Source organism: Rathayibacter sp. AY1B7, from assembly GCF_002932735.1.
In the GTDB taxonomy this organism is placed as follows: Bacteria; Actinomycetota; Actinomycetes; order Actinomycetales; family Microbacteriaceae; genus Rathayibacter.
Genome location: NZ_PSWK01000002.1, coordinates 117,303 through 132,739 on the forward strand (window position 1 = coordinate 117,303; position 15,437 = coordinate 132,739).

Consider the following 15,437-nt stretch of genomic DNA (forward strand, 5'->3'; position numbering starts at 1 on the left):
GGACCGACGGGGTCCGCGCCACTTCTGCGTGCGGGCCGCCGTACGCGGCGCGGGCGCGCTGACCGCGTGCCGTCTCGCGCCACCCGGTGCCGACGGCGTCGTGGCCGTTCTACATTTCCTGAGATGTTCTCACTCAGGAGGCGATGACCCTGTTCTCTTTCGACCACGCAGCAGCGGCGGAGCTGGTCCGCGCCTCGGACGAGGCGGCGGAGGCGCTCGCCTCCCAGGGGCTGCTGAGGTCCGTCGCTGCCGAGTACGCGCTGGGCGAGTTCCGCGGCGCGTACGCCGAGCTGTTCCGCCGGGTCTGCGTCTGCGACAGGGAGAATCGCGGTCGGCTGAGCGCCGAGCTGCACGAGCTCGCCGACACGGTTCGGCTCGTGGCACGGAAGGCCGAGGAGGAGCGTCGGCGCCGGGAGGAGTACGCGGCCTGGCAGCGGCGGGCGGACGAGCGCGAGCAGCAGCGCCGCCTCGATTCGGTCGCGGCCCTCGCGGCGGGAGTCGAGGAGGTCGTCGACCGGCCGCCGTCCGATCGGCCGGTCGTGCCTCCGCCGATCCGTGCGCTGTTCTCCCCCCGGTCGGTGCCCCGCACGTCCCCGGGCGGCCCCGCCGCGGGAGGCACGACCTCCGCCGACCCCGAGCGCCTCGACGTCTTCGTCTCGCAGACCCGGCAGGCGGACGAGGCGATGCGCTCCCGGCTCCAGGATCTGATGGCCGCCTGGGGAGCCTTCGGCAACCGCTGCTCGTGGGCGCCGGTCGAGTCCTTCTCGGTGCTCCGGGGCTTCCGCGAGCTGCTGTCGATCGGTGCGGCCGACGCGACCTGGGTCGAGCAGATCTCCCTGGCCTTCACCGCCGCGGGGGGAGCGGCGCTCTCCGTTCCGGTCCTCGACGCCGTCGGCACCCTGGCGCGGCCCCGGGGCGGCCGGAGCCTGCTCGACTCCCTCGCGGCGCTCTCGTCCGACGATCTCGCGACAGTCCTGGCGGCGTCGCCCGACCTCGCGGCGCGCCTCGGGCGACTGGCTCCGACCCTCGTGAACGACTGGTGGCGGAGCCTCGACTCCACGGACGGCGCGCGCTTCTCGCCGCAGCAGGAGGCGCTGGTCGCCGGTCTGCCCGGGGTGATCGGAAATCTGGAGGGTGTTCCCTACCGCGCCCGGGTGAGGGCGAACGAGAGGGCGCTGAGGGCGCGGATCGTGGCGCTGAGGAGCGAGGCGGCGGGCCTGCGCGGGAAGGCGGCCGACGGGGAGCGACTCGCGGCGGTGGAGTCGCAGCTGGTGGCGCTGAGGGACGTGCGGGCATCGCTCCGGCGCGGTCTCGGTCAGGACCCGCGCTTCCTCATCTCCCTGACCGCCGACGAGCCTCCGCTCGCCGCCGTCTCGATCGGCGATCCCGACACCGCCACGAACGTCACCTACGCCGTCCCCGGGATGGGACAGACGACGGAGAGCATGACCCGATGGACGAAGGCGTCGCAGAATCTGCAGTCGCTCCTCCCGCCCGGCAGCGCCGTCGTCTCCTGGATCGGCTACGAGACCCCGCCGATGGCGCGGCTCGGCGGGAACGGCATGGACGTCCTCACCTCGAACCAGGCGGTCGCCGGCGGCGCCGCACTCGCCTCGGCTGTCAAGGGGCTCTCCGCGGTCAGGGGCGACGACCTGCCGAAGCCGAACGTCGTCGCCCACTCCTACGGCAGCACCGTCATGGCCGTCGCCGCCTCGCGCTCGGACGTCGAGCTCGGGGTCGTCGTGACGCTGGGCTCGGCCGGCCTCCCGGACAGCGTCGACGAGGCGAGCGACCTGCACGCGGAATCCGTCTTCGCGGGGCAGGCGCGGGACAAGTACCTCGGCGAGACCGAGAGCGGCGACGAGGCCGCGTGGATGGGCCGCGCCTTCAGCTGGAACCACCACACGGATCCCGCTGACGAGGACTTCGGCGCGCGCGTCTTCGGTGTCGAGACCGGAGGCGACGCCGGGAGGATCGTGACGGATCACGCTGCGCTGAAGAGCGACGACGGCGATCTCGCGGGGTACCTCGACAAGAACACCGAGTCCCTGCAGAACGCGGCGTGGGCCGTCTCCCGGCGACTCGACCTGCTGACCGAGAACCGGCCGCTCGGACCGACCGCCTTCCAGAAGGCGGTCGTGGGAGCCTCCCATGGCGGGTAGAGGCTCTCCTCAGCGGACGGGCGTCTCGCTGACCCTCGCCGCTCTGCTCGTGATGTCGATGACCGCTTGTGCAACTGGGAAGGAGACGAGACCGGTGAGCACGATGAGTCCTCGGGAGGGTCGGGACCGGGTGGTGGAGTTCGTGCGGGACTCCGCGGGGCGGCTCGATGTGGAGGGGTGGTGGCCGCGGAGCGGCGCGGCCAGGCCCGATGTGTGCGGCCCCGGCGACCGGGTGAGCGGTGCGAGCTACAGCTACGACTGGTGGGCTCCGGCGGGCACCGATGTCGAGGGGGATGCGCGGAAGGTCGCGGACTACTGGGAGTCGCTGGGGATGACGGTGAGAGTGACCGATTCGACTCCGCGCCCGACGGTCTACGGGCAGGGCGGACCGGTGCTGCGGGCGAGCTTCGTCACCGGCGCTGTCGAGGAGATGTACATGATCGGGGCGGAGATGCCGTGTGCGCCTGGCGATTTCGAATCACTCCTCCTCGAGGACGAGGCTCAGCGCGCGGCGGGCGCGGTCCTTCCGGGTGATGAAGGGGTCGTCCCGAAGCCGGATCCGCGGGACCTCCCAGTCCCCTCCGATCCGTCGGGTTCCGGCTCGGAGGGATGAGCCGCCCCGTCCACCGCGTCCGGATCGGACGATGCCGACGTCGCTTCCGTTGCCGGGGGAGGGGTCGGCCTCAGCGCGGTGCGCCCACCAGCTGCGCGACGTGCACGACGAAGGCGCGGCGGCGGTCGCGCGTCTCCTCCCCGCCTCGGGAGGCGAAGGGGGTGAGGTGCCAGATCTCGCAGAGGCCGAGGAGGGCGATGAAGAGGTCGTCGGCGGACCAGCTCGCGTCGACGACGCCGGTGCGCTGCCACTCGAGGACCCGGGCCTCGGGGGCGGGGACCCCGCCGAGCTGCTCGCCGGCCTCCTCCCAGACGCCGGCTCCCTCCAGGCGCGCCCACGTGAGCAGGCGCAGGAACTCCGGGTGCTCCCACACATGGTCGAACATGCGGCCCGCGAGGTCGGGGAGGTCCGCCGCCTCGGCGAGGAGCGTCTCGTCGAGAGCGCCGAGCGCCTCGACGACGGTCGCGACGAACAGGCCGCGCTTGCCGCCGTAGTAGGCGTAGAGCCGCTCCTTGTTCAGACCCGCCGCCGCGGCCACACGGTCGACCCGGGCGCCCGCGAAGCCGTGGGCGGCGAACTCGACGGAGGCCGCGCGGAGGATCCGCTCGCGCGCGGGCAGCGCCGCATCGGATGTCGGCTCCATGGTTCACCTCCGGGCGCTCGAACGATACACTCTTCTTCGCCCAACCAACTGGTTGGGGTGGTTCGGCCCCGATGACGCGGCTCGGATCCGGACCCGCCGGTCCCGCTCCGCTCCGTGTGAAAGGCCGCCATGCCCTCCCCGTCCGCTCCCTCCTCCGCCCGCCGCTGGTGGGTGCTCGTGATCCTCGCGCTCACGCAGCTCGTCGTCGTGCTCGACGGCACCATCGTCACGATCGCCCTCCCCGCCGCGCAGGCCGACCTCGGCCTCACCGACGTCGAGCGCCAGTGGGTCGTCACCGCCTACGCCCTCGCGTTCGGCGCGCTCCTGCTCCTGGGCGGCCGCATCGCCGACTACACCGGCCGCAAGCGCACCTACCTGATCGGGATGATCGGCTTCGGCGCCGCCTCCGCCTGGGGCGGCCTCGCCACCTCCGGCACCGAGCTGATCGCCGCCCGCGGGCTGCAGGGTGCCTTCGCCGCGCTGCTCGCTCCGGCCGCTCTGGCCCTCCTCACCGTCTCCTTCCCCTCCGGCCGCGAGCGGGGCACGGCCTTCGCCGTCTTCGGAGCGGTCGCCGGAGCGGGCGCCGCCGTCGGCCTCGTGCTGGGCGGGCTGCTCACCGAGTTCGCCGACTGGCGCTGGTGCCTCCTCGTCAACGTCCCCGTCGTCGTGGTCGGCGCGATCGCCGGCCAGCTGCTCGTCACCGAGAGCCGCGCGGAGGGGCGCAACCGCTTCGACGTCGCCGGGACGATCACCGTCGCGCTCGGGCTCGCGAGCGTCGTCTACGGCTTCACCCTCGCCGAGCAGGGCTGGCTCCGCGTCGACACCCTCGGCTTCCTCCTCGTCGGCGTGCTGCTGCTGGCCCTCTTCGTGCGGATCCAGGCCCGCTCCGACCACCCGTCGCTGCCGCTGCGCATCGTCGCCGACCGCGTCCGCGGCGGAGCCTTCCTGGTCCAGGCGATCGTCGGCAGCGTGATGATCGGCTCCACCCTCTACCTGACCCTGCACCTGCAGCTGGTCCTGGGCCTGCCGCCGCTCGAGGCGGGCCTGGCCAATCTGCCGATGACGGTGACGATCACGATCGTCGCCGGAGTCGCCGCCAAGCTGCTGCCGCGCATCGGCCCGCGCGTGCTGATGATCGTCGGCCCGCTGATCGCGGCGGCCGGGCTCCTCTACCTGAGCCGCATCACCCCCGACGGCGGCTACCTCCTCGAGGTGCTGCCCGCGCTGATCCTCCTGGGCGTCGGAATGGCGATGGTCTTCGTGCCGCTGCAGAACCTCGCGCTCACCGGAGTCGCGGCCCACGACGCCGGTGCCGCCGGAGCGACCGCGAACGCCGCCATGCAGATCGGCGGCTCGATCGGGCTGTCGATCTTCACGACCCTCTACGCGGGAGTCGCGGGTGAGCGGCAGTCGCCGGTCGCCTTCGTCGACGGCTACTCCGCGGTCTTCGTCGCGGCCGCGATCGGGCTGGTCGTCGCCTCCGTCGTCGCCGTCGCGATGATCCGGGTGAAGAAGGAGGAGTTCCTCGCTCAGGCTCCGAAGGAGGCCGTCGCCCACCTGGGCTGATCCCGGCCTAGGCTCGGAAGCGCTATGCAGCCACTGACCGAGACCGAGATCCGCGAGTCCTTCGTCAACGCCTCCCGCAAGGAGGTCGCCGATCTCGCGCTGCCGAAGGACTTCGACGCGCTGGACTGGTCGGTCATCGACCACCTCGGGTGGCGCGACCGGAGGATGGGCCGCCGCGCCTACGTCGTCGTGCCGCTGGAGGAGCGCCTCGTCGGGGTCCTGCTCACCCAGGCCGACGCCCTGCCGCGCTCGCGGGCGCAGTGCTCGTGGTGCCGCGACGTGCAGCTCCCGAACGACGTCGTCTTCTTCGGGGCGCGGAAGGCCGGAGCGGCCGGGCGGGCGGGGGACTCGCTCGGCACGCTCGTCTGCTCCCGCTTCGAGTGCTCGGTGAACGTGCGGCGGCGCCCGTCGGTGGCCTACATCGGCTTCGACCTCGAGGCGGCGCGAGCGCAGCGGATCGCGACTCTGCGGGCGCGCACCGAGGGCTTCGCGCGCGAGGTGCTCGGCGAGGCGTGACCGCGCTCAGCGGCGCGTGGACGCGCGCACGTGCATCCGCTCGCCCTGGCGGCCGAAGAGGCTGAGGAACTCGACCTGCTGCTCGTCGGCGCGGCCGAACCAGTGCGGCACCCGGGTGTCGAACTCGGCGGCCTCGCCGGCCGGCAGCACCAGATCGTGCTCGCCGAGTCGCAGGCGGAGCCGCCCGCTCAGCACGTAGAGCCACTCGAAGCCCTCGTGAGCGCGCTGCTCCGCCGGCTCCGTCACCGGCCCGGCCGGGAGCGTGTGCTTGAACGCCTGGAGCGCGCCCGCGTCGCGGCTGAGCGGCTGGATGAGCATGCCGTTCCGGCGCACCGGCCGCCCGTGCACGCGGGGATCCTCCGGCGCGGCGCCGACGAGCTCGTCGAGCGGCGCCCCGAGGGCGCGGGCGATCGGGAGGAGCAGCTCCAGCGTCGCGCGGCGGCCGCCGCTCTCGAGGCGCGAGAGAGTGCTCGCCGAGATGCCGGTCTCGGCCGCGAGGGACGCGAGCGTGCGGTCGCGGCGGGTGCGCAGGTGCCGGAGCCGTGGCCCGACGGCGGCGACGATCTCGTCGTCGGACGGGGCGGGCGGGGTCTCGGGCACGACGCCATCCTGGCACGGGCGGTCGCGCCGCATGCCGGAACGGCACGGATCCTCGCGGCCCGCCCCGGGGCCGCGGACCATCGACCCATGACCTCCATCGACGCCCCCACCGGCCCGTCCGTCCCCGCCCCCGCCGACGTCCTGATCCTCGGCGCCTCCTTCGCCGGCCTCGCCGCTGCCACCGCCCTCGGCCGCAGTCTCCGCGACGTCCTCGTCGTCGACGGCGGACCTCCGCGCAACGCACCCTCGCCCGGTGCCCACAACGTGCTGACCCGCGACGGCGTCCCGCCCACGGAGCTGGTGCGCCTGGCGCGCGCCGAGGCCGAGGGCTACGGTGCCCGGGTGGTCGAGGGCGAGGCGGTCCGCGCCTCCGCGGGTGCCGAGGGCGTGACCGCGACCCTCGCCGACGGCACGGTCCTCCGCGCGCGCCGCCTCCTGCTCGCGACCGGCGTCCGCGACCTGCTGCCGGAGATCCCCGGGCTCGGCGCCCGCTGGGGACGGGACGTCCTGCACTGCCCCTACTGCCACGGCTTCGAGGTGCGCGGCCGGCGGATCGGCGTGCTCGGCAGCTCGTTCGCCGGGCACCAGGCGCAGATGTTCCGGCAGCTCAGCGACCGGACGTCGATCCTGCTCCACGGCGCACCCGCGCCCGCCGGCGACGAGGCGGCGGCGCTGGCCGCCCGCGGGATCACTCTGGTGCCCGGCCGCGTCGAGAGGGTCCTCGTCGAGGACGACCGCCTGGTCGGCGTGGTGATCGACGGTCGGCGGCACGAGCTCGACGCGCTCGTCGTCGGCCCGCGGGTCGAGGGGCGGCTCCCCGAGGGGCTCGGCCTCGAGCTCGCCGACCACCCGTCGGGAGTCGCGCGGCACCTCGCCGTCGATCCGATGGGCCGGACCGGCGTCGCCGGGGTCTTCGCCGCGGGCTCGCTGGTCGAGCCCATGGCGCAGGTCGTCGCCTCGTCCGCCGACGGGCTGCGCGTGGGCGCGGCGATCAACCACGACCTGATCGAGGAGGAGATCGCCGCCGCACTGCGGGCCGCCTGACGCGCGCTCAGCGGCGGCGGTACTCCAGCTCCGGGCGGCCGGGGGAGCCGTAGCGGGGCGCGCGGTCCGCCACTCCGGAGTCGGCGAGGTGCTCGAGGTAGCGGCGGGCCGTCACCCGCGAGATGTCGAGGCGGGTGGCGAGCTCGGCCGCCGAGAGGCCGACGGGGCCCAGCAGTGCGGTGACGGCCTCGAGGGTCTGGGCCGAGAGCCCCTTGGCCAGACCCGGGGCGTTGGAGGTGCGGAGCGCCGCGAAGGCCCCGTCCACCTCGTGCTGGCTGGCGACGTCGGCGCCGTGCATCCGCTCGCGGTACGACCGGTAGCTGGCGAGCTTGGCGGCGAACGCGCTGAAGACGAACGGCTTGATCAGGTACTGCACGATGCCGGCGGCGACGGAGGCGCGCACGTTCGCGGCGTCGCGGACAGCGGTGATCGCGATGACGTCGACGTCCAGGCCCGCCGCCCGGACGGCCCGGCAGAGGTCGAGGCCGCCCATGTCCGGCAGGTTCATGTCGAGCAGGATCAGCGCGATGCCCGGGTCCGCGCGCAGCGCCCGGATCGCCTCCGCCCCGCTGCCGGCGACCGCGGCCACCTCGAAGCCGTCGACCCGCCGGACGTAGTCGGCGTGGGCGCTCGCGGTCAGCGGCTCGTCCTCGACGACGAGCACCCGGATCACGACGCCACCCGCGCGGGCAGCGGCAGCTGCACCGTGAACACCGCGCCGACGTGGCGCGAGACCTCGATCGAGCCGCCGAGGCGCTCCACCACCTGCTGCACCAGCGCCAGGCCGATGCCGCGGCCGAAGCCGTCCGACTCCTTCGTCGAGTAGCCGCGCGCGAAGACGTCGGCGGCGCTCGCGACCCCGGGGCCGGTGTCCGACACCTGCACCACCAGCTCGCCCTCCGCGAGGCCGAGGTAGACCTCCACCCACGGCTCGCGGTCCGGAGCGGACGAGGCGGCCGCGTCGAGGGCGTTGTCGATCAGATTGCCCAGCACCGTCACGAGGTCCCCGGGCTCCAGCCCCTGCGTGCCGGGCTCGAGGTGCGTCTCGAAGTGCAGCTCGACGCCGCGCTCGCGGGCCTGCGCGGCCTTGCCCAGCAGCAGGGCGGCGATCACCGGCTCCTGCACGGAGCCGAGGACCCGGTCGGCCAGGCGCTGGCTGAGGTTCAGCTCGCCGGCGGCGAACGCGAGCGCCTCGTCGGGGCGGCCGAGCTCGATCAGCGACGCGATGGTGTGCAGGCGGTTCGAGAACTCGTGGGTCTGCGAGCGCAGCGCGTCCGAGAGGGTGCGCAGTGACTCCAGCTCGCCGCTCACCCGCTGCAGCTCGGTGCGGTCGCGGAGCGTGACGACCGTGCCCAGGGGGCGGGCGCCGGGGGAGGCGGCGGGCCGCTCGTTCACCACGAGGATCCGCTCCCGGGCCACGACCAGGCGGTCCGAGACGGGCTCGTCGTCCTGCAGCAGCTCGCGCAGGGCGACGGGGAGGTCGAGCTCGGCGACCGGCACCGGCGTCCGCACGCCCTCGAGCCCGAGCAGCTCCAGCGCGTGGTCGTTGGCGAGCACCAGTCGGCCGCGGTCGTCGACCAGCAGCAGCCCCTCCCGCACCGAGTGCAGGACGGACTCGTAGTAGGCGAAGACCTGGCTCATCTGCTCCGGGCCCCGCCCGCCCGTGACCCGCCGCAGGTAGCGGGCGAGGAGCCACGAGCCGAGTGCGCCGAGCGCGACCGCACCGAGCGCGCCCCACGCGACGACCTGCACGCGGGCGGCGAAGGAGGCGTCCACGGCCGAGAGCGTGACGCCCGCCGACACGAGCGCGACGACCGCGCCGTCGGCGTCCTCGATCGGTGCGACGGCGCGGACGGAGGGCCCGAGCGTGCCGGTGTACGTCTCGGTGAAGGTCCGCCCCTCCAGCGCGGGCTCGATCGTGCCCTGGAAAGGCAGGCCGATCCGGTCGCGGTCGCGGTGGGTGTACCGGGTGCGGTCGGGGGCCATGATCGTGAGGAAGTCGACGCCGGTGTCCCGCATGACCTCCTCGGCGTACGGCTGCAGGCTCGCGGAGGGATCCGCACCGGCCGTCGACTCGAGGACGAACGGATTGTCGGCCACCGTCCGCGCCACGACGAGGCTCCGCTGGGCGGCCTCGTCGCCCGCCCGGCTCCGCGCGTCGAGGGCCAGCACCGCGACGGCCGCTGCGGCGATCAGCAGGATGCTCAGCAGCTGCACGGCGAACAGGCGCGCGGCGATGCTGCCGCGCGGTCCGCGTGCGCTCGGCGTCCTGACCATGCCACTCCCTCGTGAGCGAGTGCTCGGGGCGCCCCGCCGTGAACAGTATGAACGCAACCGTGCCGGGCTCCGGAGGCGGGGCCACCATCGTCCTACCCCCTCACCTCGACGAAGAGAAGGACACCCCCATGGCGAAGACGCCTCAGACGCCGTCCGACCGGCTGATCCCCGCGGTCACCCCTCCGAAGACCCGGCGGCGCATCGACCGGAACCACTGGCTCTACATCGCCGTCATCATCGCCGTGGTCGCCGGCGTCGTGGTCGGACTCGTCGCTCCCGCCTTCGCGGCGACGCTCGAGCCCGTCGGCAAGGCCTTCGTCGGACTGATCAAGATGATGATCGCGCCGATCATCTTCTGCACCATCGTCATCGGCATCGGCTCCATCGCGAAGGCCGCCACGGTCGGCAAGGTCGGCGGACTCGCGCTGGGCTACTTCATCGTGATGTCGACCTTCGCCCTGGCGATCGGCCTCGTCGTCGGCAACATCCTGCACCCGGGCGAGGGCCTCGACATCTCGAGCGCCACCTACGACACCAGCGACCTCAAGGCCGAGAGCACCAGCGACTTCGTCCTCGGGATCATCCCCGTCTCGCTGTTCTCCTCGCTCGTGGACGGCAGCATCCTGCAGACCCTCTTCGTCGCGCTGCTCGTCGGCTTCGCGCTGCAGAAGATGGGCGCCAAGGGACAGCCGATCCTCGGAGCGATCAAGCAGCTCCAGGTCCTGGTCTTCCGCATCCTCTCGATGGTGCTCTGGGTCGCCCCGATCGGCGCGTTCGGCGCCATCGCCGCGGTCGTCGGCAAGACCGGCTGGGGAGCGGTCGTCGCTCTCGCCACCCTGATGATCGGCTTCTACATCACCTGCGCGATCTTCGTGGTCGTCGTCCTCGGCCTGCTGCTGCGCCTGGTGACCGGCGTCAGCATCTTCTCGCTGATGAAGTACCTGGCCCGCGAGTACCTGCTGATCGTCGGCACCTCCTCCTCGGAGGCGGCGCTGCCCCGCCTGATCGCGAAGATGGAGCACCTCGGCGTCTCCAAGCCCGTCGTCGGCATCACCGTGCCCACCGGCTACTCCTTCAACCTCGACGGCACGGCGATCTACCTCACGATGGCGTCGCTGTTCATCGCCTCGGCCACCGGAGCGCCGATGTCGATCCCGGAGCAGATCGGCCTCCTCCTCTTCATGATGATCGCCTCGAAGGGCGCCGCGGGCGTCACCGGAGCGGGCCTGGCCACGCTGGCCGGCGGCCTCCAGTCCTTCCGCCCCGACCTGGTCAACGGCGTCGGCGTGATCGTCGGCATCGACCGCTTCATGTCCGAGGCCCGCGCGGTCACCAACTTCACCGGCAACGCGGTCGCCACCCTTCTCGTGGGCACCTGGACCAAGCAGATCGACATGGTGCAGGTCCGCGAGGTCCTCGGCGGGCGCTCGCCCTTCGACGAGACCACGCTCGGAGCGGACGAGCACGAGGCCCCCGCGTCGGGCACCTCGATCACCGAGGGGATCGCCTCGATCCAGGACTCCGATGAGGCGTCGCGGATGCGTGCGGAGATCGCGGCCAAGCGCTAGCCGATCCGATCGCGACGGCCCCGCCTCCCGGAACCGGTCCGGGAGGCGGGGCCTCCGTCGTCCGCGGGTCAGTGCCTCCGCACCCCGAGGAGAGGCAGGGTCACCGAGCAGAGCGGCCCGATCAGCACCGCGAAGAGGAGGGTGCCGAGGCCGGCGTCGCCGCCGAGGGCCCAGCCGATGAGCAGCACCGTGAGCTCGACGCCCGAGCGCGCCACCCAGATCGGCAGGCCCGTGCGGGTGTGCAGGCCCAGCATCAGTCCGTCGCGGGGCCCCGGACCGAGGTGGGCGCCGATGTAGATCCCGCTCGCGACCGCCAGAAGCACGAGGCCTCCGGCGAAGAGCAGGCCGCGGGCCCACCACTCGTCCGGCGTCGCCAGCACGCGCAGCCCGACATCGATCATCGTGCCGACCACGAGCACGTTCAGCACGGTGCCGAGACCGGGCCGCTGTCGGAGGGGGATCCACAGCAGCAGGACGAGCAGGCCGATCACGTTCGTGAGCAGTCCGATCCCGAGCCCGGTCTGGTGCGCGACCCCCTGGGCGAAGACGGTCCACGGGTCCACGCCGATCGCCGCGCGGATCATCATCGCGTCGGCGAATCCGTAGAGGATCAGGCCCACCAGCAGGCGCGGCACGGGTCGGAGGCGCCACTGGCCAGCCGGGGGAGCGGCGGCGGCGACGGGAGCGGTGAGCGTCATGGACTCATCACAGCGCGACATTGGCCTTCTTCGCGCGGTCCAATCCGGCTACCTTGGACGCATGGCTGATGTCCACTTCGGCGCGCGCGCCCTGCAGACCCTCCTCGGCGACTGGCGCGAGCAGCGCGGCACCCGGCCCGCCTACCTCGCTCTGGCCGACCGGATCCGCCTCCTCGGGATCGACGGCCGCATCCCCGCGGGCAGCCGCCTGCCCGCCGAGCGCGAGCTCTCGGCCCGCCTCGGCGTCAGCCGCACGACCGTGGCCGCCGCGTACCGCGAGCTGCGCGACAGCGGCTACCTCGTCAGCGTGCGCGGCTCCGGCAGCGTCACCCGCCTGCCGGGAGCGGCCGTGCACGCGGTGCCCTCGCTCGCGCCGGACTTCCTCGACTTCACCAGGGCGGCCCTGCCCGCCGTCCCCGAGCTGGCCGAGGCGTACACCCGCGCGGCGCAGGCGGCCCCCGAGCACTTCGACTCCGGCTCCTACGACACGGTCGGCCTGCCGGTGCTGCGCCGCGCGATCGCCGAGCGCTACACCGCGCGGGGTCTGCGCACCGAGCCCGGCCAGATCATGGTGACCATCGGCGCGCAGCACGCGATCGCGCTCGTCGCCCGCACCCTGCTCGCGCGGGGCGACCGGGCGCTGATCGAGGCACCGACCTACCCGCACGCCTACGAGGCCCTCCGGCTGGCCGGCGCGCGGCTCGTGCCGGTGAACGTCGACGGGGCGGACGGCTGGGACGGAGAGGGCCTGATCGCCGCGCTGCGCGGCACGAGCCCGAGCCTGGCCTACCTGATGCCCGACTTCCACAACCCGACGGGCCGCTCCATGGCCCCCGAGCTGCGGGAGCGGGCGATCGCCGCCGCGGCCCGGCAGGGCACGCTGATCATCGCCGACGAGACGACGGCCGAGCTCGACATCGACCGGCGGATGACGCCGCTGCCGTTCGCCGCCTACGGGCCCGAGGGGACGGTGCTCTCGATCGGCTCCGTCGGCAAGACACTGTGGGGCGGCATCCGGATCGGCTGGATCCGCGCCGAGCGGGCGGTGATCCGCAAGCTGGCGCTGGCGCGCTCGGCGAGCGACCTCGGCACGCCGATCCTGGAGCAGCTCCTGGTCGCGGACATGCTCGGCCGGATGGACGGCGTGCTGGAGCTGCGGCGCTCGCAGCTGCGCGCGGGCCGCGACCACCTCGAGGCGGCCCTGGCGCGCGCGATCCCGGAGTGGAGCGTGCCGCGGGTCTCGGGCGGTCTCTCCACCTGGGTGGGCCTGGGCCGGCCGGCGAGCTCGCAGCTGGCGCTCGCCGCCCGGACGGCGGGACTGCTGATCACCGCGGGCCCGCGCTTCGGGATCGACGGCGCCTTCGAGCGCTTCCTCCGCATCCCGATCGGCTACTCGCCCGAGGCGACCGACCGGGCCGTGGAGGCGCTCGCGACGGCGTGGGCGCAGGTCGCCCGGCACCCGGCGGCCGACCCGGGGTACCTCGCCGACGTGGTCTGAGGTGGAGTGCCCGCCGGGCGTGTGAGATCGTTCTCTCATGAGCGACGGGTACGGCTACCTGCTGGTCCACTTCGTGGAGGACCGGACCGGCCACAGCGAGAAGATCTTCCTCTCACTCAGCCGGGGCGACGATCCGCTGCGCTGGCGCGCGCTCGGGCCGGTGCTGGAGTGGACCGGCGGCACGGGCGGCGTCCGCGACCCCCACATCGTCCGCGGGCCGCGGGGCTTCCACCTCGTCGCCACCGATCTCCGCGTCTGGCGGCCCGAGGGCCCGGACTGGGACCTCTACCGGCACCGGGGGAGCCGCGACCTCGTGGTCTGGGACTCCCCGGACCTCCTCGAGTGGTCCGAGCCGCGCGCGGTCGCCGTCGCTCCCGAGGGCGCAGGCATGGCCTGGGCGCCGGAGTCGGTCTACGACCCGGTCTCGGGCGACTTCCTCGTGCACTGGTCCTCCGGCCTGGCCGAGGACGGCGACCCCGCCACCGGCGAGACGGGCGACAGCCGCATCCTGATGTCCCGCACGCGCGACTTCCGCACGTTCACCGAGCCCGAGACCTACCTGCGGCTGCCCGGCGGAGTGATCGACATGACGCTGCTGATCGAGCGCACGGCCGTCCACCGTTTCGCCAAGCAGCACGACGAGGCCCCCGACACGATGCAGGTGTTCCAGCAGGTCGGCTCCTCCCTCCTCGCGGACGACTTCACCACCGTCGCCCGGGGGATCGGGCAGGAGCTCGGCCCGAGTATCGAGGGGCCGCTGGTCTTCCGGCACCACCGCGAGGAGCGCTGGTCGCTCTGGGTCGACCAGTACGCCCTCCGCCCCTACGGCTACCGCGCCTACACGAGCACCGACCCGGCCTCGGGCCGGTGGGAGCTCGCGGAGGAGTTCGACCTGCCCGAGGACACCAAGCACGGAGCGGTCCTCCCGCTCACCCGATCCGAGTACACGGCGCTCGACGAGCGCCACCCCGCCTGAGAGGCCCCGCATGACCGACTTCAGCCCCCGTCTCGCCGACGCCCTCGTCGCCGTCCTCGGTGCCGACGGCGCTCCGCTCGCCCACGCCGACGTGACGGTCGAGCAGCGCCGCCACGCCTTCGCCTTCGGCTGCACTCCTCCGAGCACCGACCCCGCCCGCGCCGAGGAGCGCCGGCTCTGGCTCGACCTGTTCGACACGGCGACGCTCCCCGTCTACTGGGGACGCTTCGAGCCGGAGCGCGGCCGCACCGCGACGGAGGAGGTGCGCGCCGAGGCGCGCGCGCTCGCCGCGGACGGCGTCCGCCTGAAGGGGCACCCGCTCGTCTGGCACTACGTGAAGCCGGAGTGGCTCGACGCGCTGCCGCTGGACGAGGCCGAGCAGCTCCTCCGCGCGCGCATCCGCCGGGAGGTGGGCGCCTTCGCCGGGCTGATCGACACCTGGGACGCGATCAACGAGGTCGTCATCATGCCGCGCTTCGCGAACGAGCCGGACGGCGTGACGAACGCCGTCACCCGCCTCGCCCGCGAGAAGGGACGCGTCGGCATGGTCGAGCTGGCCTTCTCGGAGGCGCGCAGCGTCGGCACCGGACCGGTGCTCGTGCTGAACGACTTCGACCTCGGGCCCGAGTACGAGCGGCTGATCGAGGACGTGCTCGAGGCCGGGATCCGGCCCGATGCGATCGGCCTGCAGTCGCACATGCACCAGGGGTTCCGCGGGGAGGAGCAGATCACGGCGATCTGCGACAGGTTCGCGCGCTTCGGCCTGCCGCTGCACTGGACCGAGACCACCCTCGTCTCGGGCGAGCTGATGCCCGCCGAGATCGAGGACCTCAACGACCACGTGGTCGAGCACTGGCCGACCACTCCGGAGGGGGAGGCGCGGCAGGCGGACGAGATGGTGCGGCACTACGAGACGCTGGTCGCGCATCCGGCGGTCGAGGCGATCACCTACTGGGGCTTCGACGACGCCGGCGCCTGGCTCGGAGCGCCGGGCGGGTTCCTCCGCCGCGACGGGAGCCCGAAGCCGGCCTACGAGGCGCTGCGCTCGCGGATCCGCGGGGACTGGTGGCTCGAGCCGACGGTGCTGCGGACGGACGCCGAGGGGCGCGTCGGAGTCCGGGCCTTCGCCGGGGACTTCGCGCTCTCGAGCGCCGGGGCGGGCGCTGCAGTGAGCCTCCCCGTCGGGTCGTCGACGGCGGAGGTCCGCCTGGGCTGAGGGCGTCCGGGGCCGGCCGGTGGCGCCGGTCGCCCCGTCGCGCGCCCCGGAACGCCGCGT

At 73.6% G+C, this 15,437-nt stretch carries 14 protein-coding genes; 9 read left to right on the forward strand and 5 right to left on the reverse strand.

Annotation, left to right across the window (positions count from 1 at the left end):
- The first annotated feature begins 143 nt into the window (after positions 1 to 143).
- Positions 144 to 2,162, forward strand: coding sequence for an alpha/beta hydrolase (locus C5C95_RS02020; RefSeq protein WP_104323680.1), 2,019 nt, complete (start codon positions 144 to 146; stop codon positions 2,160 to 2,162).
- Between the two features lie 94 nt (positions 2,163 to 2,256).
- Entirely contained in the window at positions 2,257 to 2,775 is a 519-nt protein-coding gene (locus C5C95_RS02025; RefSeq protein ID WP_104323681.1) for a hypothetical protein, read from the forward strand.
- Between the two features lie 70 nt (positions 2,776 to 2,845).
- Here C5C95_RS02025 and C5C95_RS02030 read toward each other — a convergent pair whose 3' ends face one another.
- Positions 2,846 to 3,418, reverse strand: a complete 573-nt coding sequence (locus C5C95_RS02030; protein WP_104222850.1) for a TetR family transcriptional regulator — start codon at positions 3,416 to 3,418, stop codon at positions 2,846 to 2,848.
- Positions 3,419 to 3,547: 129 nt separating this feature from the next.
- On the opposite strand from C5C95_RS02030, the gene C5C95_RS02035 reads away from it, so the two are divergent.
- Both C5C95_RS02035 and C5C95_RS02040 read left to right on the forward strand, forming a co-directional pair.
- Positions 3,548 to 4,984, forward strand: coding sequence for an MFS transporter (locus C5C95_RS02035; RefSeq protein WP_104323682.1), 1,437 nt, complete (start codon positions 3,548 to 3,550; stop codon positions 4,982 to 4,984).
- Between the two features lie 24 nt (positions 4,985 to 5,008).
- A complete protein-coding gene (locus tag C5C95_RS02040; RefSeq protein WP_104222848.1) occupies positions 5,009 to 5,500 on the forward strand; it encodes an FBP domain-containing protein in 492 nt (163 codons plus the stop codon).
- 6 nt (positions 5,501 to 5,506) lie between these two features.
- On the opposite strand, the gene C5C95_RS02045 is transcribed toward C5C95_RS02040, so the two are convergent.
- On the reverse strand, positions 5,507 to 6,100 hold the full coding sequence (locus C5C95_RS02045; RefSeq protein ID WP_258072609.1) for a helix-turn-helix domain-containing protein: 594 nt from the start codon (positions 6,098 to 6,100) through the stop codon (positions 5,507 to 5,509).
- A gap of 87 nt (positions 6,101 to 6,187) precedes the next feature.
- Here C5C95_RS02045 and C5C95_RS02050 point away from each other — a divergent pair, with 87 nt between their 5' ends.
- Positions 6,188 to 7,144: an NAD(P)/FAD-dependent oxidoreductase gene (locus C5C95_RS02050; protein WP_104323684.1), complete on the forward strand. Its 957-nt coding sequence runs from the start codon at positions 6,188 to 6,190 to the stop codon at positions 7,142 to 7,144.
- Positions 7,145 to 7,151: 7 nt separating this feature from the next.
- On the opposite strand, the gene C5C95_RS02055 is transcribed toward C5C95_RS02050, so the two are convergent.
- Positions 7,152 to 7,817 carry a response regulator gene (locus tag C5C95_RS02055; RefSeq protein WP_104223809.1) on the reverse strand — a complete coding sequence of 222 codons (666 nt, stop codon included), beginning with the start codon at positions 7,815 to 7,817 and terminating at the stop codon, positions 7,152 to 7,154.
- Positions 7,814 to 9,421 (reverse strand): sensor histidine kinase, encoded by a 1,608-nt coding sequence (locus C5C95_RS02060; RefSeq protein ID WP_104323685.1) that lies wholly within the window; start codon positions 9,419 to 9,421, stop codon positions 7,814 to 7,816. The genes C5C95_RS02055 and C5C95_RS02060 overlap by 4 nt, the downstream gene beginning before the upstream one ends.
- 128 nt (positions 9,422 to 9,549) lie before the next feature.
- On the opposite strand from C5C95_RS02060, the gene C5C95_RS02065 reads away from it, so the two are divergent.
- On the forward strand, positions 9,550 to 10,989 hold the full coding sequence (locus tag C5C95_RS02065; RefSeq protein ID WP_104223811.1) for a cation:dicarboxylate symporter family transporter: 1,440 nt from the start codon (positions 9,550 to 9,552) through the stop codon (positions 10,987 to 10,989).
- Between the two features lie 68 nt (positions 10,990 to 11,057).
- Here C5C95_RS02065 and C5C95_RS02070 read toward each other — a convergent pair whose 3' ends face one another.
- Positions 11,058 to 11,687 carry a YitT family protein gene (locus C5C95_RS02070; RefSeq protein WP_374952930.1) on the reverse strand — a complete coding sequence of 210 codons (630 nt, stop codon included), beginning with the start codon at positions 11,685 to 11,687 and terminating at the stop codon, positions 11,058 to 11,060.
- A gap of 61 nt (positions 11,688 to 11,748) precedes the next feature.
- On the opposite strand from C5C95_RS02070, the gene C5C95_RS02075 reads away from it, so the two are divergent.
- From C5C95_RS02075 to C5C95_RS02085, 3 genes are read left to right on the forward strand one after another with little or no spacing between them, the layout of a single operon-like run.
- The gene (locus tag C5C95_RS02075; protein WP_104233115.1) at positions 11,749 to 13,185 is read left to right on the forward strand and encodes a PLP-dependent aminotransferase family protein; all 1,437 of its coding nucleotides are present in this window, start codon (positions 11,749 to 11,751) and stop codon (positions 13,183 to 13,185) included.
- A 37-nt stretch (positions 13,186 to 13,222) separates the two neighbouring features.
- Positions 13,223 to 14,161, forward strand: coding sequence for a glycoside hydrolase family 43 protein (locus C5C95_RS02080; protein WP_104323686.1), 939 nt, complete (start codon positions 13,223 to 13,225; stop codon positions 14,159 to 14,161).
- Between the two features lie 10 nt (positions 14,162 to 14,171).
- Positions 14,172 to 15,377 (forward strand): endo-1,4-beta-xylanase, encoded by a 1,206-nt coding sequence (locus tag C5C95_RS02085; protein ID WP_104323687.1) that lies wholly within the window; start codon positions 14,172 to 14,174, stop codon positions 15,375 to 15,377.
- Positions 15,378 to 15,437: the final 60 nt, after the last annotated feature.

Excerpts from the sequence above, each read along its gene's own strand:
- C5C95_RS02080 (WP_104323686.1), top strand. The coding sequence starts at position 13,223 with ATGAGCGACGGGTACGGCTACCTGCTGGTCCACTTCGTGGAGGACCGG.
- C5C95_RS02050 (WP_104323684.1), top strand. The coding sequence starts at position 6,188 with ATGACCTCCATCGACGCCCCCACCGGCCCGTCCGTCCCCGCCCCCGCC.
- C5C95_RS02085 (WP_104323687.1), top strand. The coding sequence starts at position 14,172 with ATGACCGACTTCAGCCCCCGTCTCGCCGACGCCCTCGTCGCCGTCCTC.
- C5C95_RS02035 (WP_104323682.1), top strand. The coding sequence starts at position 3,548 with ATGCCCTCCCCGTCCGCTCCCTCCTCCGCCCGCCGCTGGTGGGTGCTC.
- C5C95_RS02020 (WP_104323680.1), top strand. The coding sequence starts at position 144 with ATGACCCTGTTCTCTTTCGACCACGCAGCAGCGGCGGAGCTGGTCCGC.
- C5C95_RS02075 (WP_104233115.1), top strand. The coding sequence starts at position 11,749 with ATGGCTGATGTCCACTTCGGCGCGCGCGCCCTGCAGACCCTCCTCGGC.
- C5C95_RS02030 (WP_104222850.1), bottom strand. The coding sequence starts at position 3,418 with ATGGAGCCGACATCCGATGCGGCGCTGCCCGCGCGCGAGCGGATCCTC.
- C5C95_RS02070 (WP_374952930.1), bottom strand. The coding sequence starts at position 11,687 with ATGACGCTCACCGCTCCCGTCGCCGCCGCCGCTCCCCCGGCTGGCCAG.
- C5C95_RS02065 (WP_104223811.1), top strand. The coding sequence starts at position 9,550 with ATGGCGAAGACGCCTCAGACGCCGTCCGACCGGCTGATCCCCGCGGTC.
- C5C95_RS02060 (WP_104323685.1), bottom strand. The coding sequence starts at position 9,421 with ATGGTCAGGACGCCGAGCGCACGCGGACCGCGCGGCAGCATCGCCGCG.
- C5C95_RS02040 (WP_104222848.1), top strand. The coding sequence starts at position 5,009 with ATGCAGCCACTGACCGAGACCGAGATCCGCGAGTCCTTCGTCAACGCC.